General features: G+C 66.3%; 22 protein-coding genes. 15 read left to right on the forward strand and 7 right to left on the reverse strand.

Annotated features, from left to right (window positions below):
* The first annotated feature begins 58 nt into the window (after positions 1–58).
* From U5768_RS23395 to U5768_RS23420, 6 genes are all read left to right on the forward strand, one after another.
* Positions 59–1,342 (forward strand): cytochrome c, encoded by a 1,284-nt coding sequence (locus U5768_RS23395; RefSeq protein WP_322032893.1) that lies wholly within the window; start codon positions 59–61, stop codon positions 1,340–1,342.
* An 11-nt stretch (positions 1,343–1,353) separates the two neighbouring features.
* Positions 1,354–1,536 (forward strand): hypothetical protein, encoded by a 183-nt coding sequence (locus tag U5768_RS23400; protein ID WP_322032774.1) that lies wholly within the window; start codon positions 1,354–1,356, stop codon positions 1,534–1,536.
* A gap of 28 nt (positions 1,537–1,564) precedes the next feature.
* The gene (locus U5768_RS23405) at positions 1,565–2,140 is read left to right on the forward strand and encodes a cytochrome C oxidase subunit II (RefSeq protein WP_322032775.1); all 576 of its coding nucleotides are present in this window, start codon (positions 1,565–1,567) and stop codon (positions 2,138–2,140) included.
* Positions 2,130–3,755 (forward strand): cbb3-type cytochrome c oxidase subunit I, encoded by a 1,626-nt coding sequence (locus U5768_RS23410; RefSeq protein ID WP_322032776.1) that lies wholly within the window; start codon positions 2,130–2,132, stop codon positions 3,753–3,755. The genes U5768_RS23405 and U5768_RS23410 overlap by 11 nt, the downstream gene beginning before the upstream one ends.
* Positions 3,752–4,546 carry a c-type cytochrome gene (locus U5768_RS23415; protein WP_322032777.1) on the forward strand — a complete coding sequence of 265 codons (795 nt, stop codon included), beginning with the start codon at positions 3,752–3,754 and terminating at the stop codon, positions 4,544–4,546. The genes U5768_RS23410 and U5768_RS23415 overlap by 4 nt, the downstream gene beginning before the upstream one ends.
* Before the next feature lie 91 nt (positions 4,547–4,637).
* A complete protein-coding gene (locus tag U5768_RS23420) occupies positions 4,638–5,066 on the forward strand; it encodes an OsmC family protein (RefSeq protein ID WP_322032778.1) in 429 nt (142 codons plus the stop codon).
* Between the two features lie 84 nt (positions 5,067–5,150).
* Here the strand turns inward: U5768_RS23420 and U5768_RS23425 are convergent, their stop codons facing one another.
* Both U5768_RS23425 and U5768_RS23430 read right to left on the reverse strand, forming a co-directional pair.
* Entirely contained in the window at positions 5,151–6,584 is a 1,434-nt protein-coding gene (locus tag U5768_RS23425; RefSeq protein ID WP_322032779.1) for a cytochrome-c peroxidase, read from the reverse strand.
* Positions 6,585–6,769: 185 nt separating this feature from the next.
* On the reverse strand, positions 6,770–8,458 hold the full coding sequence (locus U5768_RS23430; RefSeq protein ID WP_322032894.1) for an alkaline phosphatase family protein: 1,689 nt from the start codon (positions 8,456–8,458) through the stop codon (positions 6,770–6,772).
* Between the two features lie 616 nt (positions 8,459–9,074).
* On the opposite strand from U5768_RS23430, the gene U5768_RS23435 reads away from it, so the two are divergent.
* Positions 9,075–9,332: a hypothetical protein gene (locus U5768_RS23435; RefSeq protein ID WP_322032780.1), complete on the forward strand. Its 258-nt coding sequence runs from the start codon at positions 9,075–9,077 to the stop codon at positions 9,330–9,332.
* 141 nt (positions 9,333–9,473) lie between these two features.
* Here U5768_RS23435 and U5768_RS23440 read toward each other — a convergent pair whose 3' ends face one another.
* From U5768_RS23440 to U5768_RS23450, 3 genes are all read right to left on the reverse strand, one after another.
* Positions 9,474–10,820, reverse strand: a complete 1,347-nt coding sequence (locus U5768_RS23440) for a multidrug efflux MFS transporter (protein WP_322032781.1) — start codon at positions 10,818–10,820, stop codon at positions 9,474–9,476.
* A 147-nt stretch (positions 10,821–10,967) separates the two neighbouring features.
* On the reverse strand, positions 10,968–11,372 hold the full coding sequence (locus tag U5768_RS23445; protein WP_322032782.1) for a DUF302 domain-containing protein: 405 nt from the start codon (positions 11,370–11,372) through the stop codon (positions 10,968–10,970).
* Between the two features lie 58 nt (positions 11,373–11,430).
* A complete protein-coding gene (locus tag U5768_RS23450; protein WP_322032783.1) occupies positions 11,431–12,867 on the reverse strand; it encodes an MFS transporter in 1,437 nt (478 codons plus the stop codon).
* Between the two features lie 143 nt (positions 12,868–13,010).
* On the opposite strand from U5768_RS23450, the gene U5768_RS23455 reads away from it, so the two are divergent.
* Positions 13,011–13,736, forward strand: coding sequence for a helix-turn-helix domain-containing protein (locus tag U5768_RS23455; RefSeq protein WP_322032784.1), 726 nt, complete (start codon positions 13,011–13,013; stop codon positions 13,734–13,736).
* A 27-nt stretch (positions 13,737–13,763) separates the two neighbouring features.
* On the opposite strand, the gene U5768_RS23460 is transcribed toward U5768_RS23455, so the two are convergent.
* Together U5768_RS23460 and U5768_RS23465 are read right to left on the reverse strand one after the other, a co-directional pair.
* Complete coding sequence (locus U5768_RS23460) at positions 13,764–14,975, reverse strand: M20 aminoacylase family protein (RefSeq protein WP_322032785.1); 1,212 nt, start codon at positions 14,973–14,975, stop codon at positions 13,764–13,766.
* Positions 14,976–15,034: 59 nt separating this feature from the next.
* On the reverse strand, positions 15,035–16,330 hold the full coding sequence (locus U5768_RS23465) for an MFS transporter (RefSeq protein WP_322032786.1): 1,296 nt from the start codon (positions 16,328–16,330) through the stop codon (positions 15,035–15,037).
* 412 nt (positions 16,331–16,742) lie between these two features.
* Between U5768_RS23465 and U5768_RS23470 the strand changes: the two genes are divergently transcribed.
* The 7 genes from U5768_RS23470 to U5768_RS23500 all read left to right on the forward strand — a co-directional run bounded on the left by U5768_RS23470 (position 16,743) and on the right by U5768_RS23500 (position 23,430).
* The gene (locus U5768_RS23470; protein WP_322032787.1) at positions 16,743–17,594 is read left to right on the forward strand and encodes a transporter substrate-binding domain-containing protein; all 852 of its coding nucleotides are present in this window, start codon (positions 16,743–16,745) and stop codon (positions 17,592–17,594) included.
* A 74-nt stretch (positions 17,595–17,668) separates the two neighbouring features.
* Complete coding sequence (locus U5768_RS23475; protein WP_322032788.1) at positions 17,669–18,400, forward strand: ABC transporter permease subunit; 732 nt, start codon at positions 17,669–17,671, stop codon at positions 18,398–18,400.
* A gap of 17 nt (positions 18,401–18,417) precedes the next feature.
* Positions 18,418–19,164 (forward strand): ABC transporter permease subunit, encoded by a 747-nt coding sequence (locus tag U5768_RS23480; RefSeq protein ID WP_322032789.1) that lies wholly within the window; start codon positions 18,418–18,420, stop codon positions 19,162–19,164.
* Positions 19,165–19,189: 25 nt separating this feature from the next.
* The gene (locus U5768_RS23485; protein ID WP_322032790.1) at positions 19,190–19,981 is read left to right on the forward strand and encodes an ABC transporter ATP-binding protein; all 792 of its coding nucleotides are present in this window, start codon (positions 19,190–19,192) and stop codon (positions 19,979–19,981) included.
* 25 nt (positions 19,982–20,006) lie between these two features.
* The gene (locus tag U5768_RS23490; protein WP_322032791.1) at positions 20,007–21,599 is read left to right on the forward strand and encodes a histidine ammonia-lyase; all 1,593 of its coding nucleotides are present in this window, start codon (positions 20,007–20,009) and stop codon (positions 21,597–21,599) included.
* A 12-nt stretch (positions 21,600–21,611) separates the two neighbouring features.
* On the forward strand, positions 21,612–22,361 hold the full coding sequence (hutC, locus tag U5768_RS23495) for a histidine utilization repressor (RefSeq protein WP_322032792.1): 750 nt from the start codon (positions 21,612–21,614) through the stop codon (positions 22,359–22,361).
* Between the two features lie 79 nt (positions 22,362–22,440).
* Positions 22,441–23,430 carry a LysR family transcriptional regulator gene (locus U5768_RS23500; protein ID WP_322032793.1) on the forward strand — a complete coding sequence of 330 codons (990 nt, stop codon included), beginning with the start codon at positions 22,441–22,443 and terminating at the stop codon, positions 23,428–23,430.
* Positions 23,431–23,442 lie beyond the last annotated feature (12 nt).

Genomic DNA, 23,442 nt, shown 5'->3' on the forward strand with positions numbered 1-23,442 from the left:
ACTTCGATCCCTTCTCCCCGCTTCGCTTTGCCGCTCGCTCGCGGCCGCCACGCTCTGCATGGGCGCCGCAGTCGCGCTCGCGCAAACGGCCGCGCCCAGCGCGAACGCCGCCAATGCGGCCAGCGCCGCCGCCGCGGCAGCCGCGGCCAACGCGAAACCGGTGTCGGGCAACGCCGAACTGATCGCGCGCGGCGAATATCTCGCGCGCGCGGGCGACTGCATTGCGTGCCACACGGTGCCGTCCGAACAGATGTTCGGCGGCGGCCGTCCAATGGAAACGCCGTTCGGCACGCTCTATACGCCGAACATCTCGTCGGACAAGACATTCGGCATCGGCGCGTGGACCGCCGACCAGTTCTACCGCATGCTGCACGAGGGCAAATCGCGCGACGGCACGCTGCTCTATCCGGCCATGCCGTTCGCGTCGTACACGAAGGTCACGCGCGCGGACTCGGACGCCATCTTCGCGTACCTGCTCTCCACGCCGCCCGTGCACAAGGAGAACCGGCCGCACGATCTGCGCTTCCCGTATAACAAGCGTGCGCTGCTGCTCGGTTGGCGCACGCTGTTCTTCCGCCAGGGCGAGTTCAAGCCCGACCCGGCGCAGTCCGCCGAATGGAATCGCGGCGCGTATCTCGTGCAGGGGCTCGGCCACTGCACGATGTGCCACACTGCCATCAACGCGCTCGGCGGCAACTCGGCTTCGAAGGAGTTCCAGGGCGGCCTGATCCCCGTGCAGAACTGGTACGCGCCTTCGCTCACCTCGAACAAGGAAGCCGGCCTCGGCGACTGGAGCATCGAGGACATCGTCGATCTGCTGCACGCGGGCGTTTCGAAACGCGGCGCCGTGTACGGACCGATGGCCGAAGTGGTGTACGACAGCTTCCAGTACCTCAGCGAAGACGACGTGCGCGCCGTGGCCGTGTATCTGAAGTCGCTGCCGGGCCACAACAACGAAGTCGACACGTCGCCCAGGAGCACCTTCGTGACGGAGGAAGCGGCGCGCCTCGTGCCGCTCGGCAAGAAGATCTACGAGTCGCAGTGCGCGGTGTGCCACGCGACCGAAGGCCAGGGCAAGCTGCCGCATTTCCCGCCGCTCGCCAACAACCAGTCGATCCAGATGAACTCGGCCGTGAACCCCATCCGCATGGTGCTCAACGGCGGCTACGCGCCGGGCACGCGCAAGAACCCCATGCCCTATGGCATGCCGCCGTTCGCGCAGTCGCTTTCCGACGAGGAAGTGGCGGCCGTGGTCACGTATATCCGCACGGCGTGGGGCAATCACGGCACGCCGGTTTCCGAACACGAAGTCAACGCGCTGCGTTCCGCGCCACTTTTCTGAGGGAGGCCGCGATGATCGAAACTCCCGCACCCGAACAGCCAGGCGAGCGCCCGCAACACGAGCAGGTCGACGAGATCGTCGCCGACGGCCCGGGCGGCGCGCTCGCGGTCGCGGGCATCGCCACGTTAATCGTGGCCGCGATCTGGTTCATCTTCTACTTCGTCGTGTTCCTGCCGCGCGGCGTCATCCAATAGACCAGACAGACAAGAAAAGGCCGGCCTCATGTCGAATCCGCTCGATAACCATGCCAGTGCCGAAGTCGCCGCGCGCGTCGAGCGCCGCTGGGCCGCGCTCATGGTGGCGTTCGTCGCCCTGCTCGTGGCCGTGGTGGTGTTCACGGGCCTGCATTGGGCCATGATGCCGCCTTCACGCGTGGAACTGGTCAATCCGGAAACGCTGCACATGTCCGGCGAATTTGTCGAATCGAACCTCGGCAGCGCCGTGGAAACCGACGGCTCCGTCACCGTGCGCATTCTTGCGCAGCAATACTCGTTCACGCCGCAATGCATTCTCGTGCCGGCGAACACGCCCATTACGTTCCGCGCGACGAGCGCCGACGTCGTGCACGGCTTTCTCGTCACGGACACCAACCTGAACTCGATGGTCGAGCCGGGCTACATCTCGACGTTCCGTACGAGCTTCGACAAACCCTCCGACCACCTCATGCCGTGCCACGAATACTGCGGCACGGGCCACCAGGGCATGTGGGCCCACGTGAAAGTCATCGACAAGGATGCTTTCATGCAGATGGCGAATCAGGCAGGCAATTCAGCGCGGAGATTTAGCTGTGTTAAATAACAAGCGACTCGTACTTGCCCACTTCTGGCTCGCGTTCATCGTGTTCGGCGTGGCGCTGCTGCTCGGCGCGTGGCAGATGTTCGTGCGCAGCCCGCTGCACCCGTGGCTGGGCGACCCCGAGCTTTACTACCGCTCGGTCACGGAGCATGGCACCGTGATGGGCTACGTGTTTCCCACGCTCATCGCCATGGGCTTCGGTTACGCGGTTAGCGAACTCGCGCTCAAGCGCCCGCTCGTGGGCGTGAGGTGGGCATGGGCCGGCTTCGTCCTGCTCGCGCTCGGCTCCGTCACGGCCTCGGTGCCCGTCGCGCTCGGCCTCGCTTCCGTGCTCTATACGTTCTATCCGCCGATGATCGGCAACGTGTTCTATTACCTGGGCGTCGTGCTCGTGGTCGTGGGCTCGTGGGTGTGGGTCGCGCTGATGAGCGTGAACACCTCGAAATGGAAGCGCGAGAACCCCGGCAAACCATTGCCGCTCGCCATGTTCGCGACCACGGCGGGCGCGTACCTCTGGGGCTGGACCGCCGTGGGCGCGGCCATTGAAGTGCTGTTCCAGATCCTGCCCGTGGCCTTCGGCTGGCGCACGACCATCGACGCGGGCCTCGCGCGCGTGTTCTTCTCGTGGACGCTGCACGCCATCGTCTACTTCTGGCTCATGCCCGCGTATATCGCGTACTACACGATCATTCCGCGCGCGATCGGCGGGCGGCTCTACAGCGACGTGATGGCGCGCATCTCCTTCATCCTGTTCCTCGTGGTGGCCATGCCTATCGGCCTGCACCACCTCTTCACCGATCCGCAGGTGGGCTCGGGCTTCAAGTTCGTGCAGTCGGTGTTCACAGCGCTGGTTTCGGTGCCCACGTTGCTGACCGTGTTCACGATCTGCGCGTCGGTCGAAATCGCCGGGCGGCTGCGCGGCGGCACGGGAGCGTTCGGCTGGATCGCGAAACTGCCCTGGCAGAACCCGCAAATGCTGGCCGTGGCGTTCTCGTTCGTCATGCTCGGCTTCGGCGGCGCGGGCGGCCTCATCAACATGAGCTATCAGCTCGACCAGTCCGTGCACAACACGCAGTGGATCACGGGCCACTTCCACCTGATCTACGGCGGCGCGATCGTCATCATGTACTTCGCCATCGCCTACGACCTGTGGCCGCAGATCACGGGCCGCGCGCTCAACAACTGGCGCCTCATGCGCTGGCAGTTGTGGCTGTGGTTCGTCGGCATGATCGTGACGACCTTTCCGTGGCATCTGGTCGGCCTCATGGGCATGCCGCGGCGCATGGCCTACTACGATTACAGCGACCCCGCGCTCGCGGGCCAGGGCGCGCTCGTCGTGCTCTCCGCCTTTGGCGGTCTGATACTCGTGATTTCGGCGGTGCTGTTCTTCATCGTGCTGCTTCAGGGGCATCGCAGCGAGGCGGCCGCGCCCGAGGAATATCGCTTCAGCAAGCCGGTGCACGAGTCGGCCACGCTGCCCGTGGCGCTCAACAGCTTCGGGCTGTGGATCGTGCTGATGGTCGCCCTCACGATCACCAACTACGGCTACCCCATCGCGCAACTGCTGGCCACGCCCGAATCGGCCGTGCCCGCGATCCCGATTGGAGCGCAGCGATGAGCGACGAACGCCTGTTCTCGTTTCGCAACGTGTGGTTTCGCACGGGCGTGGGCGCGACGATCGTCGTGTTCGTCGTCTCCGTGCTGATCGGCTTCATCTGGCTGCCTTCCGCCAAGAGCGATCCGTATTTTCAGGGCATCTGGACGGCCATCTGCAGCGCCGCCGGCGTGCCGCGCGAGTGGCATCCGGTCGAATCGGCGGTACCGCCGGGCTACCGGCTAAGCCAGGTCGAACTCACGCCGCACATGCTCGACGGCGCGACCGCGCTTTCGATTGGCCGCGGCGCGACGCTCGCCCTGCGCTGCACGATGTGCCACGGACCGCGCGGCATCAGCATGGCCAATTCGCCGAATCTGGCGGGACAGTTCGCCATCGTCGTCTTCAAGGAACTGCACGACTTCCAGACGGGCGCGCGTCAGAACGCGGTGATGTCGCCCATGGCACGCGATTTGTCCGACGAGGACATGCGCGACCTCGCGGCATATTACGCCTCGCTGCAGCCGATCGCGCACCTGCACGGCGGCGCGCCCGATATCGTGGCGCACGGCGCGCCGCTGCGCAATATTCCCGCCTGCGCGTCGTGCCATGGCGGCGTGGACAGCAAGATCGGCAGTCCGTGGCTCGACGGTTTGCCCGCCGCCTACACGAAGGCGCAACTGCTCGCGTTCGCGAACGGCACGCGTCACAACGACATTTCCGAACAGATGCGCAACATCGCGCGCAACATGACGCCCGAGGAGATCGACGCGGCCGCTGCCTGGTACGCGGGCGAAACGCCGCCGAAGCCCTGATCCCGACCCCGCGGCGCATGCGGCGGTACGCAAATTGCGCGCCCTGCACGTCCTCACCCAAACTCGTTACCCAAACTCGCGGAGCGACATCATGCAAAAGACGGCATCGGCAAAATGGCACGGCGGCATCAAGGACGGACAAGGCACGATCTCGACGCAAACCGGCGTGCTCAAGGAGGCGCCCTATGGCTTCGCCTCGCGCTTCGAAGGCGGTCCCGGCACCAATCCCGAGGAGTTGATCGGCGCGGCGCACGCGGGCTGCTTCACGATGGCGTTCTCGCTGTTTCTCACCCAGGCGGGCTTCACGGCCGAGAGCATCGAGACGAAGGCGACCGTCACGCTCGACAAGGTGGGCGAAGGCTTCGCCATCACGAGTTGCCAGCTCGACATGAGCGCGAAGATTCCGGGCATCGATCAGGCGAAGTTCGACGAGCTTTCAAAGGGCGCCAAGGAGAACTGCCCGGTGTCGAAGCTCTTCGCCAACAACGCGAAGATCACGCTCAACGCGAAGCTCGTTTGAGGCTCACAGGCGCAAAAGGGGCGTGTCCGGGTTCAGGCCGGACACGCCCCTTCGACTTCACGGCGACGGGTTGCCCCGCCCCGCTCACTGCTTCGACGTGACGGGATCGTCGTTGAGCGTCTTGAGGAACGCGATGATGTCCTGAATATCGCTTTGCGTCATCGCGGGCTTGTCGCCGAACTTGCGGTCGAACGGCGCATCGGTCACATCCACGTTCTTCTGGAACTGCGGCGGGATATCGTCGTACTTGTCGATCTTGCCGTCGGCGCCGTGCGGATAGAACTTGCCCGGGTCCGTATTGCGATCGTTGTAGAACGCCATCACGTCGTCGAGATTGTGATACACGCCGTTGTGGAAAAACACCGTGCGCGTGGCCGAGTTGCGCAGCGTGGGCGTGAGGAACATGCCGCAGTATTGCGTCTGGTCCTTGAAGTCCGCGCGGAACGGGCCGCATACGCCCATATCGAAGAAGTGCGGGTCCTTGTTCTGCGCGAGCTTGTGGTTGCGCGGCACGCCCAGCGCCTCGTACTGATAGTCCGTGAACATCGGCGGCAGGCCGTCCTTGCCGGGCTTCGAGAGGTGGCAGCCCGCGCAGTTCGCCTTGTTCGGGTCGTTGAAGAGGCGCAGGCCGCGCAGTTCGGCTTGCGTGAGGCGCGCATGGCCTTCGAGCCAGCGGTCGTACTTGCTGTTATACGGATGGAACGACTGATCCTCCACCTGATAGCGCGAGATCGCGAACATCGCCTCGGCCACGGAAAGCTTCGGGTCGCTGAAGATCCGGTCTCCGAACAGTTCCTTGAAGTGCTTCGCGTACGGCGCTTTTTCGAGCTTCGCCGCCACCTGTTCGATGTTCGCGTTCGCCATTTCCACCGGGTTGAGCAGCGGGCCGTAGGCCTGCTGCTGCAGCGTGTCGGCGCGTCCGTCCCAGAAGAGTCCGCCCTGCGGCACCATCTCCACCGAGGTCGATGCGCCGCCCGCCACCTTCTGTGACTTCACGACGTCGGCGGCGGCCGTGGCCTGCTGGGCGACCGTGGGCGCGTCGTCGTTTTCGCCCTGATCGGGCCCGATGCTAAAATTCGGCTGGCGGTACAGATACATGAGCGAAGGCGGCGGCCGATAACCCTGCTGGTTCATCGCGAGGCCGCCCAACTGCACGTCGTGCCCATCCGGGGGGCCGTAGGAATGGCCGGGGCTATGGCACGAAGCACAGGACTGCTGACCGGAGCCCGAAAGCGCCGGATCGAAGAAAAGCTGCTTGCCGAGCTGCGCCATGGCCGAAAGCGGCGCGACTGGCGGGCGCTGCAGCACCACAGGGTGGGCATTCGCGCCGGTCAGGTTCTCGACGGCCTCGCCCAAGGCATCGGGCACGTTGGCCGGAAACGCCAGGGCGTAGGCGCCGAAACCCAGTGCGCCGGCCGCGATCGCGGCGGCGGCGGCGCGCAGCACGAGCCGCGTGGGGCTCGACGCGCTGCGCGGTCTGGCTGATGAGGGGCCAGGCGAAGTGGAAAGCTCGGACATGATTCGATCTTTCTTTGCGTAATACCACGAGAAGGAAAAGCCGAACGCCGCGTTTCACCCAGCAAACGTCGAAGCTGGCGCGCAACGCGGCGAAAGCCACACGGCGTGAGAACGGCGCGAGGCCGGCCGCCCAGGCGCGCGCGCGATGCACGCGTGCCGACGGTCAGACTCGCGCCGTAAGCCGGTCAGATCGACGGCGCGGCACTTAGCTGCGTGCCGAGCGTGCCGTCGAGGTACAACACCGGCAAATTGCCCATACCGCTAAAGTTGAACATCGCGCGCATGTCGCCCGCGGCAGCGTCGAACGAACCGCCGCCAAGACGCGCGCCGCCGAGCCAGTTGTCTTCGATGAAGCGCACGACCGACGCTTGATCGATGAACGTGTGGTCGACGTAATTGGCTTTCGCCCACGGCGAGATCACGACGAACGGAATACGCGTGCCCGGGCCGCAACGGCCATTGACCGGCGCACCGGCGACACCCGTCGGCTGCGTGCCCGTGCCGCACACGCCGTTGCCGTTGAGCTGGTCGGCGGCGTTCATCGACGAATGCACCGGCGCCATGTACTGGTGGTCGTACCAGCCGTCCGAATCGTCATAGGTCACGACGACGGCGGTGTTCTTCCAGTCGGGCTGCTGCATCAGGAAGTTCACGACCTTGGTCACGAACTGTTGCTCGTCGAGCGGGTCCGAATAACCCGCGTGCGCGTCCTGGGCAGCCGGCGCCTTGAGGAAGCTCACCGACGGGAAATTGCCTGCCTTCACGGCCGCGAAGAAGTCGTCCGTGTCGTACTGGTGGTTCGCCGGGTCGAGCGTCTTGCCGTCCGCTTCGAGCGTCGCGCCAATGGCCGCCGTCGCGCTCGGGCGCAAGTGCTGCGGGTTCGCCGTCGACTTGAAGTACTGGAACCAGTTGTGGTGCGGGCTGTAGTCGGCAGTCGCCGCGTTCACGGCCGTCGCGACCGTGCTGCGCAGGCAGCCCGTCGTGCCGTTCGGGTTGACCGTCTGCAGGTTAAAGCCGCCCATGAAGCCGCCCCACGTGATCTTCTGCGCGTTTAGCAGGTCGCCGATGTTCTGCGCGTTGATCATGCCCTGATCGGTCTTGCTCGAGCACAGGTCGTAGCCCGGGTCCACGTCGCCCATCATCGTGAGGCCGCCTGCGCCGTCTTCGATGTAATACGTCGGCGCGGCAACCGTCGAAGGCTGCTTCGACGTGTTCACGAGTTCGAGGCCGTTAGTCTGGCCCGACACGACTTCGAGCGCGCCCGGCGTCGAGGGACCGTAGGTCGTGGTCCATGCGTTGTCGCTCATGGCGAACTTCTGCGCGTAGTTCCACATCGCCGTGACGGTGTTGCCGTCGTAGAAGCCCATCACCTGGCCCTTCGTGCCGAAGGCGCCCGCGCCGCCGCTCGTGCCCTTACCCGTGTACTTCGGGAACAGGTCGAGCGCGCCGTTGTCGCCGGCTTGCTGCTCCGCCGTGTAGGCGTGGTTCTGGTCGGCCGTGGCGGCCTGCGTGCGGTCGAGGCGAAACGGCCCCGAAGCGTCCGCGCCGTTGAGCGTCGCGTTCGCGTTGCCGTTCGCGTTGATCAGCGCGGCGGTGAGGCCGTTGACTGCCGGCGTGCCCGCCGCGGCCGTGAAGGACGGCTCGCCGCTCGGGTTCGCGGCGCTCGGGTAGGTGCCGAAGTAGTGATCGAACGAAACGTTCTCGCCGTAGATCACGACGAGGTGCTTGATCGGCGTGGCCGTCGTCAACGAGTCTTGTGCCGACGCGGCCGCGGTGGCGGGCGTCCCCGAATTCGAATTGCTGCTGCTGCCGCATGCGAATAAAGCGGCAGCGAGGCCCGCGCAAGGCAGGGCAAGTAATGCTCGGCGATACAGCATTGTGAGGCTCCGGTCGATTGTTTGAGTTGCTTTGAAGTCCTTCGGACGCGGCGCGCACGAGTGCGCCCTGCCGCCACGCCTTCAGGGGGAGCCCATCCGTCCTGCGAACGGGCCCCAATGCGCCTTACATCAGGGCGAGCGCATTACAACATCGCAACATGACTACACGGCGACCGTTTAATTTCCGAATACTTTCAGCGAATTTCAAAACCGAAAGAATCGCGCGAGCGGCGGCGGGCGCGGGGTCGGGATGCGGCCCTCGATCTGCGCCGCGCCGGCCCCGGATTCGGCTTGTTGCACTCCATGCGGCGCGAGCTATAACTGAAAGTACAGCGCGGATGTTCTCTGCGCGCCCGCTCGCCCCTTCTTCTTGCGTCGCGCCGCGCTGTGCCGCCCCCGAATGCGCGGGCGCGCTTCTTTCGTGAGTAGTGAGCTAAGACGTTCGGCAGCCGTGCGTTGCGCGCAGGCATCCCGACTTTCCAGATGAGTGTGCGGCCGGGACCAAGCCTCTCGCTCGCGCGCACCTTCGCCGCGGAGTTACTCCGCCGTTATCCCGCAGTGACTTCGTCATTGCCGCGAAGGCGCACTCACGAACTCGAGAAAGGAGGTTGATATGACATTACGCCTGGCATTGATCGCCACATGCGTGGCCGCCGTGGCAGCCGTTGCGCCCGGCACGGCGCACGCGAAGGACGAGTCCCTTCCGCAGGAGCGCTCGCATCAGACGATGATCGACGACGCCAACGCTTCGGCTCAGGCGAGCACCGACATGTCGTACGGCGGCACGCCCGATACGCGCGGCGCGTCGGGCCAGCGCGCGGGCAAGATGTGCTGGCCGCGCGCCCAGTGCGACGTGTTTTTTGGCCACTGACTTTAGTCGCTGACTTTGTTCGCTGAGCCGGGGCTCTGATCGAGCGCCGATGAACCCGGGGCGGCGGCGCGCAGCCTCGCCGCCCTCGCCTCACGTTTGCCCGCCTGCGCGCGGCCCGCGGCCCGCGGCCTTATAGCCGCTTTACGCGCGCCGGGCGAAGCCCACCGCGCGCCACGCAAACACCGCGCCCGCCAGCATCAGCAGGCTCGTGCCGAGAAACACGGCGCGCATGCCCAGATGCCCGCCGACGAAGCCGCCGATCAGCGGCCCGACCACCTGCCCCGCGAATTGCGCCGAGACCGAATAGCCGAGCACGCTGCCCGCGGCGTGGTCCGGCGCGTTGTGTCGAATGACCGTCGCGATGCACGGCAGCAGCGCCGCGAGCGACACGCCCATGAGAAAGCGCAGCGCGACGAGCTGCCAGCCCGCCGTGACGAACGCCTGCGGCACGAGCAGCACCGCCGAGACCGCAAGCGCGCCGACGATCACCTTCGCGTGCCCCACGCGGTCCGCTACGCGTCCCAGGCGCGAGGCCGCGACGATGCTGCCGAGCGCCGCCGCCGACATCGCAAGGCCCGCGACGAAGGTCACGCGCGCGGGGTCGTGCACGAGCGTCGCCACGTACACGGTGATGATGGGTTCGATCGACATGTTGGCGAGCATCAGCAGCATGCCGGTCACGAGCATGGCGGCGATCGGGCGCTTGTCGGGCAGCGCCGACCAGCCGCCCTTGTGCGCGGCGTGATGCGACGCGCGCGCGGGCCGCGGCGCTTCCTTCACGAACACGCAGGTCGCGACGAAAGCCGCGAAGATCGTTGCGCCCGCAACCCAGAACGTGGCGCGCAGGCCGATGAGCGGCGGCAGCAAGCCGCCCACGAGCGGCCCGATGAGATTGCCGGCCATGATGCCCGACGACAGCACGCCGAGCGCCCACGCCGAACGGTGACGCGGCGTTTGCGTGGCGACGAGGATGGTCGAGCCGGACGAATAGCCGCCCGCGAAACCCGCGAGCAGGCGCAGCGCGACGAGCTGCCAGATATTGCGCGACATGCCGATGAGCGACATCGTGATCGCCATGCCGAGGCTCGCGCGCACGAGCATGGGCTTGCGGCCGTAGCGGTCGCCGAGACGCCCCCACACCGGCGCGACGAGCGCGGCGGTGAAGAACGTCGCGCTGTAGGCGATACCCGACCACTGCACGATGGCCGCGTGGCCGCGCACGCCCAGTTCCTCGACGTAAAGTGGCAGGAACGGCAGCATCAGCGTCATGGCGACGAGCGTCGTGAACGAGCCCACCACGCACACGGCCAGATTGCGCCGCCAGTGCTGCTCGAACGCGGCATCGCGCGGGTTTTCGGGTAGTGCGGGTTTCGCGCCCGAAACGGCGGCCGACCCGGGCGATGCCGTGGACGAAGAAGCGGAAGTCGAATCGGACGCACGGGCGCGATCGCGCGGCGGATCGTCGGGGTGTTCAGCGCGGAAAGTCATCGGCGGATTGAGGCAGCGGCGGGCAACGCGCTTCGCCCGCTTGCCGGGTGAAGTCGCAAGCCGCCTACGTTAAGCGAAGCGCGGCGCGACTGTCAATTTTTAAGCGTCCGCCGAAGATGGGCGCCCGGGTGCTCGCCGTCTACCTGCCTATTGCACCGCAACCTGCAGCAGACCGACCACGCGCTGCAACGGCGCGAGCACTTCGGCGTCGATGCCGTAGAGGGGGCCAAGCGTCTGCGAAACGTCGCGGTAGTCGAGCCGCGTGTGCCCTTCGTCGTCTTCCCAGATCACCATGCGCAGCGGCAATTCCACCGCGGCGTGCGGGTTGGCGGCCATGACGGGCGTGCCCGCCTTCGGATTGCCGAACAGGATCAGGCGCGTGCGGCGCAGGCTGAGCCCGGCCGTTTCGGCGGCTTCGCGCTGGTCGACGTCGGCGAATACGTTCGCGCCCGCCTTGGCGAGCGCGGTCTTCACGCGCGCGATCGTCGTGTCGAAGTCGTGGGCGCTCCTGAGCGACAGCACGGACGAGGGATGTTGCCCGTATTCGGCCATGACGAACTCCTCCTGTGGCACATGGCCCGCGCGAATGCGCGATGCATGCAGGGGCACTTTATCCCAGAATTCGCGGCGGACGATCCACGGCGCGCGCCTTCGTTTCGTCGTGCGACGCCGCCGCGTGCCGGGGCCACGCGCGCCACCATCCCCAAGCCGCGGCCGCCGAGAGCGCGGCGGCGACCAGCAGATTCACACGCATGCCCGCGCCGATCGACGCGCGCCCCGCGATCATGGCGCCCGCCACGGCCACGCCGAGCGCAGCGCCCGTCTGCCGGGCCGCGTTGAGCACGCCGGCCGCGATGCCCGCGCGGCCCTGATCGACGCTCGCCATCAGTGCGGCGGTCGCCGCGGGCGTGATGAGGCTGGCGGCAAAACCGATGGCCGGCAACGGCAAAGCGAGCCAGTCGTAGCGCGCCGTCGTCGCGCATGCCGCCGCGCCGAGATAGCCCGCTGCCGCAAGCAGGCACGCAAGCGCGACGAGCGCGCGCGGTCCGAGCCACGCCACCGCGCGCCGCGAAAGCAGACTGCCGAGCGGCACAACCACGGTGAGCGGCAGGAAAGCGAGGCCCGCGCGCAACGGCGCGAAGCCGCGCTCCTGTTGCCAGTACAGGCTGAGCCCGAATAGCAGACCGTAGAACGTGAACGCCGAAATCATCGAGACCAGCACGGCCGCGCTGAACACGGGATCGCGGAAAAAGCCGGGCGGCAACATCGGCTGCGCGCGATACGTTTCGAGCGCGACGAATGCAATCGCCGCCGCCCACGCCAGCGCGAGAGCGCCCGCGACGAGCGGCGCATGCCAGCCGTGCGCAGGCGCCTCGATAATGGCGGCATTGAGCAGCGCCAGCGCCGCGATGGCCGCGGCCTGCCCCGCGAGATCGAGCCGGCGCGGCGCGCCCGAACGCGGCTGCGGCGCCACGCGCGTCGCCATGGCGATGCCGGCGAGGCACACCGGCACATTGAGAAGAAAGATACTGCGCCAGCCGGCGAGCCCGATCAGCAAGCCGCCCAGCAACGGGCCCGCCGCCATCGCGACACCGCCTAGCTCGGCCCACACGCCGAAGGCGGCGGCGCGCTCGCGCGCGTTGGCGCACGCGCCGTTGATGAGCGCCATCGATGCGGGCATGAGCAGCGCGGCGCCCACGCCTTGCAGCACGCGCCCGAGCGTGAGCAACGCGAGGCTCGGCGCCGCGCCGCACATCGCCGAGGCGGCGGTAAAGACCGCGAGCCCGGCCATATAGACCGGGCGCGCGCCGAGCCGGTCGCCGAGCGTGCCGCCCGAAAGCAGCAGGCTCGCGAACGTGAGCGTATAGGCGTTCACGACCCATTGCAGGCCGGCCACGCCGCCTGCGAGACTCGCCTCGATGCGCTCCAGCGCGACATTGACGATCGAGGTGTCGAGGATCACCACGACGTAGCTGATGCTCGTGGCCCAAAGCACACGGCGTTGCTGTGCGCTGACTCGCGTGTTGTGAATTTCGTGCGTCTGCATAGGCATCCCCTGATGCGCCGGCGCGCGTCGGGCGCTGGCCGTGAGCCGAGTATCGGGCGCAAGGAGACAGCCATGTTTCGATGCGTATCGAAGCATGCGAGCCCGCTCGCGCGCTACGCTACGCGTATGTCCTGGAGAAACGCATGAAAATGCAGCCGAGGGTGTCCGCCACGGCCTTTCTGATCGCCGACCCCGCGCGCGCGGCGATGCTGATGGCGCTCGCCGACGGCCGCGCACTGCCCGCCGGCGAACTGGCCTACGCGGCCGGCGTGACCGCGCAAACCGCGAGCAGCCATCTGGCGAAATTGCTGGACGGCGGGCTGCTCGCCTTGGAAAAGGAAGGCCGCCACCGCTACTACCGGCTCGCGGATGCGCAGATCGCCATCCTGCTCGAAAACCTCGCGACGGTCGGCGCCCGCGCGCCCGCGCGCCGCAAACCGCTTGGGCGAGAGGCGCAGAGCCTGCGTTTCGCGCGCTGCTGCTACGACCATCTCGCGGGCCAGGTCGGCGTGGCGCTAACGGGCCGCCTCACGGAGGCAGGACTCATCACCGCCGAGACCGACAAGCGCTTCGTGGTAACACCCGCGGGCGCCGCCTGGTTTGGCGAACTCGGTCTCGACGTCGCCGCGCTCAAGCCGGGGCGTCATGGCATTGCGCGTCAATGTCTGGACTGGACCGAGCGCGAACATCACCTGGCGGGTCCGCTCGGCGTGGCCTGGTTGACGCTGCTGTGCGAGCGCGGCTGGATGCGGCGCGCGCCTAAGTCACGCGCGGTGCAGATCACGGCGCGCGGCTGGGTCGATCTGCGCGAGCGGCTGGGCTTGACGCCCGAATTGCTAACCGCCCATGCAGATGATTCGAACGACTAACCAATTGCGCATCGCCACTGCACACGGTCACGCCACGAGGAACCGCTGCGCGAGCCGCACCCAGCACGCCGCGCCAAGCGGCAGCACCTGGTCGTTGAAGTCATAGCCGGGGTTGTGCACCATGCAGCCGCCGAAATCCCCTTCGCCGTTGCCGAGCAGCAGGTAGCAACCGGGCACGGCATTGAGCATCCACGCGAAGTCCTCGCTGCCGTTCAAGCCCTTAGGCGCCTGCATAACAACGTTGTCTTCTCCCACCAGATCCGCGCACACCTGCTGCGCAAGCGCGGTCTCTTCGGGCGTGTTGACCATCGGCGGCGTGAGTTGCCGGTAATCGATCTGCGCCTGCACGCCGTGTGCCTGTGCCGTGAGCGTCACGATCTCACGCACGCGCGCTTCCACGAGCGCACGCGTTTCGGCGCGCGCCGCGCGGATGTTCAGACCGAGCGTGACCGTCTCCGGAATCACGTTGTGGGTCGCGCCGCCGCGAATGTAGCCCACGGACACCACTGCGGATTCGTCGGGCGGCACGTTGCGCGCGACGATGGTTTGCAGCGCCGTCACGAGTGCCGCCGCGGCCACGATGGGGTCCTTCACGCGATGCGGCATCGCGCCGTGGCCGCCCACGCCCTTGAGCGTCACGTCGGCCACATCCGACGAAAGACTCACGGAACCCGGCAGCACGCGGAACGTCCCGGCCGGCACGCCCGGCATGTTGTGCAGCGCGTAGACCGCATCGCAGGGAAAGCGTTCGAAGAGACCGTCTTCGATCATCGCCTTCGCGCCGCACAGGTTTTCCTCGTCGGGCTGAAAGATCAGGTTGAGCGTGCCGTTGAAATCGCGGCGCTCGGCAAGCGTCTTCGCGGCGGCAAGCAGAATGGCCGTGTGCCCGTCGTGGCCGCACGCGTGCATTTTGCCGGGTGTCTGGCTCGCATACGGCAGGCCCGTGTTTTCGACGATCGGCAGCGCGTCCATGTCCGCGCGAATGCCCAGGCGCCGCTTGCCGTCGCCTGCTTTGAGCTGCCCCACCACGCCGCTCCTGCCGATGCCCGTATGCACTTCATAGCCCCACTTCTCCAGCAGCATGGCGACGAGCCTGGCCGTGGCGCCCACTTCGAAGCCTAGTTCGGGCTGCGAATGAATCTGGCGGCGAATGCCGATGAAAGTTTCGGCGTCGATTTCGATCTCGGGCAGCAACGTAGGCAGCAACTGGAACGGGGTGAGCGACGATTCACGTTTCATGAGGAGTCCGTTATTCATATGATGGATCGAGAAGGCTTGCGACCGCGCGCAACGCATCGTCAGCCGACGCGCCGCTCGCGAATCGCGCCTATGGCGCACAGCGAAACGAGCCCGCAAACGACGAGGTAGAACGCGGGCGAAAGCGGATTGCCGGTCTTCGCGAGCAGCCACGTGACGATGAACTGCGAGCTGCCGCCGAAAACCGTCACGCCCACGCTGTAGATGATCGAAAGACCGCTGGCGCGCACGCTGGCGGGGAGCATTTCCATGAGTATCAGCAGCATGGGCGTGGAGGCGAGATTCGCGGCGGCGGTGATCACGACCGAGAGCGCGAGCACGAGCGGCACGCTCGGCATGCGCGTCATCAGCCAGAACGCGGGCACGATCACGACGATGTTGAAGACCAGCGCGCACAGGACGAGCCGCTTGCGGCGCACGAGACGGTCGGTGAGCTTGCCCGAGACGAGCGAAGCCACGAGCATCGTGAAGCCCGTGGCACAGCCCGAAAGCAGCGCAAGCGACGGCGGCATCCTGAGCACGCGGATCATGTAGGTCGGCATGAAGAACACCACGAGATACATGCCCACCGTGCCCGCCGTGATCGAGAGGATGCCGAGACCCACTTTCGCGCCGTGCTCGCGCATGAGCGCGCCGAGCGGGCCCGGTGCGTCGGGTTCGGCCTCGTGCGTTTCGTCGAGTTTCGAGCGGATATAGAGGCCCACCGGCGCGATCAGCAGACCGCCCAGGAACGGCAGACGCCAGCCCCAGCTCCCCAGCGCCTGCGGCGAGAGCGTGGCGTAGAGCACCGTGCCCGTGAGCGCGCCGATGAGCGCCGCAATGCCCTGGCTGCCCATTTGCCAGCTCACGCGAAAGCCGCGCTGCCCCACTTCGCCCGATTCCATCAGCATGGCCGTGGACGCGCCGATTTCGCCGCCGAGCGAAAAGCCCTGCAGAAGACGCCCCGCCAGTATCACGAGCGAGCCCAGCACGCCGGCCTGCGCGTAGGTGGGTGCGAGCGAAATGCACAGCGTGCCCGCCACCATGAGCGCGATGGTCAGCGTCATCGCGGCCTTGCGTCCGCGCCGGTCGGCATAGCTGCCGATCACAAGGCCGCCGAGCGGCCGCATGACGAAGCCGATGCCGAACGTCGCCACGGCGAGCAGCAGCGAGCCGTATGGGCTGTCCGAGGGGAAGAAAAGCTGGCCGATGAGGAGCGCGAAAAAACTGTAGACCGTGAAGTCGTACATTTCGAGCGCATTGCCGATCGAACACGCGGCGATAAGGCGGAACTGGCTCTGACGAGTGGCCGCGGGCGGCGCGATCGGAGCGGTGGCGCTGAGCGTTGCGTCATTCATGGCGGATCTCCGCGAGCGGGTGAAGCGATGGGAATGGAAACCGGCCGAACGATATTCAGGCCGGCTTCATTTTTGAAAGAAGTCACAAATTTTCATCTTGATAACCAGATGGAATCGACGCGAAACGCATCGGCAATCGCGGGCTGGCGCGGCTGCGCACTCTCACATGACTAGACAAATTCCTACGCATTGAATCTGAATACGGTAGGACGCAGCGTGAGCCGCGCGATGTCTCTCCGTGAGAGTCAAGAGACAGCGCCCGTTTCACCTCGGCTTACAGGGTTTTCCGTGAGCCGTGTTTTATGAAATTCCCTTGCGCGCAAATTCATTTCTCGCCATGCTTGTCTATGCAAGTTACACGAATGCAAACGTACCCAGGAACTACGGTACCCACCGACAAAGGAGCATGGTCATGCAGGCGAAGTACACCCGGCTGGCAAAAGCGCTGATTGGCGCGGCACTCGGCGTCACGCTGCTCGGAAGCGGCAGCGCCGGCGCGAAGGAATGGAAAAGCGTGACGATCGCGCTCGACGGAAGCTATGCGCCCTGGAACCTCACTTTGCCTGGCGGCAAGCTCAGCGGCTTCGAACCCGAACTGGTCGAAAACCTGTGCGCGCGTGCACAGATCCAGTGCAAGCTCGTTGCCCAGGACTGGGACGGCATGATTCCGGGTCTGCAGGCCGGAAAGTTCGATGTCCTGATGGATGCGATCTCGATCACGCCCGAGCGCGAGAAGATCATCGCGTTCTCGAAGCCCTATGCGGCGACGCCTGCAACGTTCGCCGTGTCCGATCCGAAGGTTCTGCCGAAGGGCGGCCCGAACACGGCGCCCTTGAAGCTCGACGCCGACTCGCGCAGCAACGCACCCGCCGTCGAATCGATGCGAAAAGCGCTGAAAGGCAAGACCATCGGCATCCAGTCGGGCACTGTCTATACGGGCTTCATCAACGCGAACTTCAAGGACGTCGCATCGGTGCGCGTGTACAAGACCGCGCCGGAACGCGACCTCGATCTCTCGAACGGCCGCATCGACGCCACTTTCGACGACGTGACCTATTACACCGCCAATGCCGACAAGTCGCCCGTGGTGATCGCCGGCACGATGATCTCCGGTCCGGTCTGGGGACCCGGCGAAGGCCTCGCGTTCCGCAAGCAGGACGCCGACCTGAAGGCGAAGTTCGACACCGCGATCACGGCGGCGCTTGCCGACGGCACCGTGAAGAAACTCGCCCTGAAGTGGTTCAAGACCGACGTGACGCCATAAACGCTGCTGCACCAGGCCGTACGCGCGCCGCTTCTGGCGCGCGCCTTCGCTCCCCGACCGCGTGGATCCAAGCCATGTCTCTGTTATCGCTGTTCAACACACTCGGCCTCGGGCCGGACGGCTGGGGTAGCGTGCTGCTCCTCGGCGCGTTGATGACCGTCGTGCTCACGCTTGCCGCTCTGGCAATCGGCGCGGTGTTCGGTGCGCTCATTGCCGCCGCGAAACTCTCCCGCCTGCGCGTGCTGCGAGTTTTCGGCGACTGCTACACCACCGTCTTTCGCGGCGTGCCCGAGTTGCTCGTCATCTATCTGTTCTATTTCGGCGGCTCCTCGCTGGTCACCACCGTCGGCCAGTGGTTCGGCGCCGACGGCTTCGTGGGCGTGCCTCCCTTCGTCGTCGGGGCGTTCGCGGTCGGCATGATTTCCGGCGCCTATCAGGCCGAGGTTTATCGCTCAGCCGTGCTCGCGGTGACGCGAGGCGAACTCGAAGCCGCTCGCGCCATCGGCATGCCGACGCTGACGATGTTCCGCCGCATTTTGATCCCGCAGGTGCTGCGTTACGCCCTGCCCGGCATCGGCAACGTCTGGCAACTGAGCCTTAAGGACTCCGCACTGATTTCCGTCACCGGGCTCGCCGAGCTGCTGCGCGCAAGCCAGATCGCGGCCGGATCGACGCATCAGTACTTCTTCTTCTTCGTCGTTGGCGGCCTGCTCTATCTCGCCATGACGGGCGTGTCGAACCGTGTTTTCGGTCGTGCCGAAGCCATCGTCGGCCGCTCGTTCAAGCGTAACTTCGCGCGCAACTAAACAGGGAGCGCCCAATCATGACCATCGATTTCGCGTTCCTGCTCGACACGTTGCGCCAGCTCGTCGGCGCCGTGCCGACCACGCTCGGTCTTTTCTTCGCGTCGCTCGTGCTGGGCGGCCTGCTCTCGCTCGTGATCGTCACGATGCGCGTCTCGCCGCACTGGCTGCCGAATCGTTTTGCGCGCGCGTACATCCTCGTATTTCGCGGCTCCCCGCTGCTCGTCCAGATGTTTCTCGTCTACTACGGCCTCGGGCAGTTCGGCGTGATTCGCGAAAGCTTCCTGTGGCCCGTGTTGCGCGAGCCTTATGTCTGCGCGGTCCTTTCGCTTGCGCTGTGCACGGCGGGTTACACGGCCGAGATCATCCGCGGCGGCCTCATGGCGGTGCCCGTCGGACAAATCGAGGCCGGTTACTCGATCGGCCTCTCCGGCTTCGCCCTGCTGCGCCGTGTGATCGGCCCGATCGCGCTGCGCCAGTGCCTGCCCGCGTATTCGACGGAAGCCGTGCTGCTCGTCAAGTCGACGGCACTGGCGAGCCTCGTCACCGTGTGGGAAGTAACGGGCGTCGCGCAGCAGATCATTCAGCAAACCTATCGAACCACCGAGGTGTTTGCGTGCGCCGCGCTGATCTACCTGTTCCTGAATTTCGTCGTCGTGCGTTTGATCGGCTTCGTCGAGCAACGGCTGTCGCGCCACCTGCGTGCGGCGCCGCCCGCCGTACCCAGGGCCGCCGCGCCGCTAAAAGCTCGCCGCGCCGCGTCGTGACCCGCAGCCCTATCTGGAGAGAATGATGAATACCTCTGCACCCATTGCGCTGTCGGTGCGCAACATCCACAAATCGTTCGGTGACCATCACGTCCTGAAGGGCATTTCCCTCGACGCTCACGAGGGCGACGTGATTTCGATTCTCGGCGCGAGCGGCTCGGGCAAGAGCACGTTCCTGCGCTGCCTGAACCTGCTCGAGACGCCTGACGACGGTTCGGTCGCGCTCGCAGGCGAAGCGCTGAAGATGAAGCGCCGCCGCGACGGCAAGCTGCAACCGGACGACCGCCGCCAGGTCGACCGCGTGCGCTCGCAGCTTGGCATGGTGTTTCAGAACTTCAATTTGTGGTCGCACATGACCGTGCTGGAAAACCTGATCGAAGGGCCCATGCGCGTGCTCAAGCGCAGCCGCGCCGAATCGGTGGAAGAAGCCGAAGCGCTGCTCGCCAAGGTCGGTCTTGCGGACAAGCGCGGCCACTATCCGGCCCATCTGTCGGGCGGCCAGCAGCAACGCGTCGCGATCGCGCGCGCGCTCGCCATGCATCCCAAGGTGATGCTGTTCGACGAGCCGACGTCGGCGCTCGACCCCGAGCTGGTCGGCGAAGTGCTGCGCGTGATGCGCACGCTCGCCGCCGAAGGCCGCACGATGCTCGTCGTCACGCACGAAATGGGCTTCGCGCGTCACGTTTCGAACCGCGTGATGTTCCTGCATCAGGGGCAGGTGGATTCGGACGGCACGCCTGACGAGGTGTTCGGCGAATTGAAGTCGGAACGCTTCCGCCAGTTCGTATCGAGTCACCAGGACCGCAACGCTCACTGAACCCACGCGACGCACAAGCTCTCTTATGACAATCGTACGTACCCAGAATCCGCTCGACTGGCGCGCAATCGCCGCCGTTGCCGCAGGCGAGTCTCTGCTGCTCGGCGCCGATGCGCAGGCGAACATTCGCAGCGCCCGCGTGCTCGTCGAACAGATCGTTGCGCGCAGCATCCGCGCGTATGGCGTGAACACGGGCGTCGGCGCCTTGTGCGACGTGGTCGTCTCGCAGGACGAACAGCACGATCTCTCGCACAACATCCTCATGAGCCACGCGGTTGGCGTGGGCGAGCCGCTGGCTGCCGAGGAAACGCGCGCGATCATGGCGGCGGCGATCAACAACTTCGCGCATGGACATTCGGGCGTGCGAATCGAAGTCGTCGAGCGGCTCGCCGCGCTGCTGGAGGCCAATTGTCTGCCCGAGGTGCCCGCATTCGGTTCCGTCGGCTATCTGAGCCATATGGCGCATATCGCGCTCGTTTGCGTGGGCGCGGGACACGCGCGCTGGAACGGCGAGCGCCTGAGCGGCGCGCAAGCGCTGCAGCGGCTCGGACTACAGCCGCTTTCGCTCGAAGCGAAAGAGGGATTGAGCCTCGTGAACGGCACGCCGTGCGTGACCGGCCTGGCCGCGCTCGCGCTGCGGCGCGCCGAGCGCTTGCTCGATTGGGCGGACGTCGTTGCCGCCATGAGCTTCGAGAATCTCGGCGGCCAGATCGCCGCGTTCGACACCCGTTCGCTGGCGTTTCGCGTGTCGCCGGGCCTTGTCCGCGTGGGCGAGCGCCTGCGCGCGGCGCTCGCGGGCAGCTTGCTGCTCGAAGCGTCGCTCGGGCGGCGCACGCAAGATCCGCTCAGCGTACGCACGATTCCGCACGTGCATGGCGCCGCGCGCGACACGCTCGCCGCAACGGCCGAAGTCGTGAACCGCGAACTGGCCTCGGTGACCGACAATCCGATCGTCGCCGGCACGCCGGAATCGCCCCGGGTGTATTCGCAGGCGCACGCGGTCGGCGCCTCGATCGCGCTCGCCATGGACGGCCTCGCCACCGCCATCGCACAGGTCGCGGCAATGGCCGAGCGCCGTCTCGACCGTTTGGTGAACCCGCTCGTGAGCGGCCTGCCGGCGTTCCTTGCGCACGCCTGCGGCACGCGCTCGGGATTCATGATTGCGCAGTACACGGCCGCGTCGCTCGTCGCGCAGAACCGCCGCGAGGCCGCTCCCGCGAGTCTCGACGGCGGCGTGACATCGGGGCTACAGGAAGATCACCTGTGCCATGCGACGCCGGCCGCGCTGAAGGCGCTCGCGGTGATCGAGAACAGCAACCGCATTCTCGGCATCGAACTGCTCGCGGCCGCGCAAGCCTACGATCTGCAACCGCTCGCCGCGGCGCGCGCGCCCTACACGGACGCGCTTTACGCCAGCGTGCGCGCCGCGCTGCCGACCTATCGCGACGACCGCCCGCTCTCGGACGACATGACTTTCACATTTCGACTTGTCGCCGACGGCGCCCCCGCGCCGCTTCCCGACCCGGCGGACGGGTGCGCGAAGAGCCTCTCGCGGGAATCGGGGCTGGACATGCCTGCGGTCGTGCGCGACGCGGTTCACGGCACGCTCTGCGTTTGAGCGAGGTCAGCCATGAACGCGCCCACTTCCTTCATCGACAATTCGACGCGTTGCGCGACAGCGCACAAGGTCGCTCCCGCGTATGAGCAGATCAAGCGTTACGTGGTCGATCGAATCACGGACGGGACCTGGAAGCCGGGTGAAGCCATTCCGTCCGAAACGGAGCTTGTGAAGGAATTCGGCGTCGCGCGCATGACGGTGTCGCGCGCGCTGCGCGAACTGTCGGCCGAGCATGTGCTCCGGCGCGTTCAGGGCGCGGGTACGTTCGTCGCGTCGCGCGACGTCGAATCGACCGTGCTCGAGGTTCGCAACATCGCCGACGAAATCGCCGCGCGCGGTCACCGGCACAGCGCGCGGGTGCTGACGCTGGAAGCCAGCTCGAACGATCAGGCGATGGCCGCGCTCGAACTCGGCGGCGGTTGCGTGTTCCATTCGCGTATCGTCCACTATGAGGACAACGAAGCGATCCTGTACGAGGACCGCTATGTGAATCCGCATGTGTTTCCGGGTTATCTGGAGCAGGACTTCACGCTCGAAACGCCGAACCACTACATGATGAGGCTCGCGCCGGTTCAACGCGCGGAGTTCCGGATCTACGCGCAAAAGCCCGACGCGGACATACGGCGCCATCTTTCGATGAATATCGGCGAGCCCTGCCTGCTGATGTGGCGGCGTACGTGGGTCGGCCGCGCCGTTGCGACGGCTGTCGAGCTTTGGCATCCGTCTTCGCGTTTTCATCTGGTCGGCAAGGTGTCGGGATAACACCGGGCGTCCGCCCCTTACGTAGCGCTGCGCAACGTTTAGAATCTCCTTCCATCGGAGAACGTTGGAGCACCCCCAGATGAAACTGCACCAGTTGCGCGTCCTGCTTGCGCTCGCGCAGCACGGCAGCATGCACGAGGCGTCGCGCAGCCTGCACATCTCGCAGCCGGCGCTTTCCAAGGCCATCGCGGAACTGGAGCGCGAACTGGGCGTGACGCTCATGTCGCGCTCCGTACGCGGCGTGAGCCTCACCAATTACGGGCGCGCGCTCGCAAAGCGCGCGAGCGTGGTCGAACAGGAATTGCGCCACGCGCTGGAGGACATCGAAGGCATGCGCGGTCATGCCGAAGCGCAATTGAACATCGGCTTTACCGCCGTGGCGTCGAGCGGGCCGCTGCCCGAGTCGATCGCAGCGTTTCGCGCGCGCTTTCCGGGCGTGGATGTGAACGCCTATGAAATGCGCCCGCAGCAGATACTCGAAGGGTTGCGCGAAGGCCGCCTCGACCTCGCACTGATCTCGACGAACAGCGGCCCCGGCACGAGCGCGTTCCAGTGGGAGCCGCTTTTCTCCGCGGGCATGGTGCTCGCCGCGCGCCCCGGCCATCCGCTGGCGCGCACCACGCGCCTGCGCGATCTGCTCGACGCCGACTGGCTCACGCTCGACCCGCTGGACGATCCCGGCAGCCCGCTCGCGAGCCTCATGCGCCTGAATCGCCTGGACATGCCGAGGCGCATCGTGCTTAGCGCGTCGAACCTGCTCGGTCTGCAACTCGCGACCTGCACGGACGTGATCAGCATGTGGTCGGATTTCGTGTTCTACGGCATGAACGGACCGCTCGTCCTTCGGCGCGGCGCACTGCACACGCTGCCCATTCGCGACGAACTGCCGGACTTCCACGTGTTCATGGTGTACCGGTCCACCGACCTGATGACCCAGGTGTGCACCGAATTCAGCAAGGAGATGCGCCATCGCTGCCGCACGATGGTCTCGCCGCGCGCCGCCGCGGCCATGCCCCGCACGGCGCGCACGGCGCGCACGCGCAAAACGGCTGCTGGCGCCGCCAGGTAACGTTAGAGTAGC

It is taken from the genome of Paraburkholderia sp. J76 (assembly GCF_905220295.1).
In the GTDB taxonomy this organism is placed as follows: Bacteria; Pseudomonadota; Gammaproteobacteria; order Burkholderiales; family Burkholderiaceae; genus Paraburkholderia.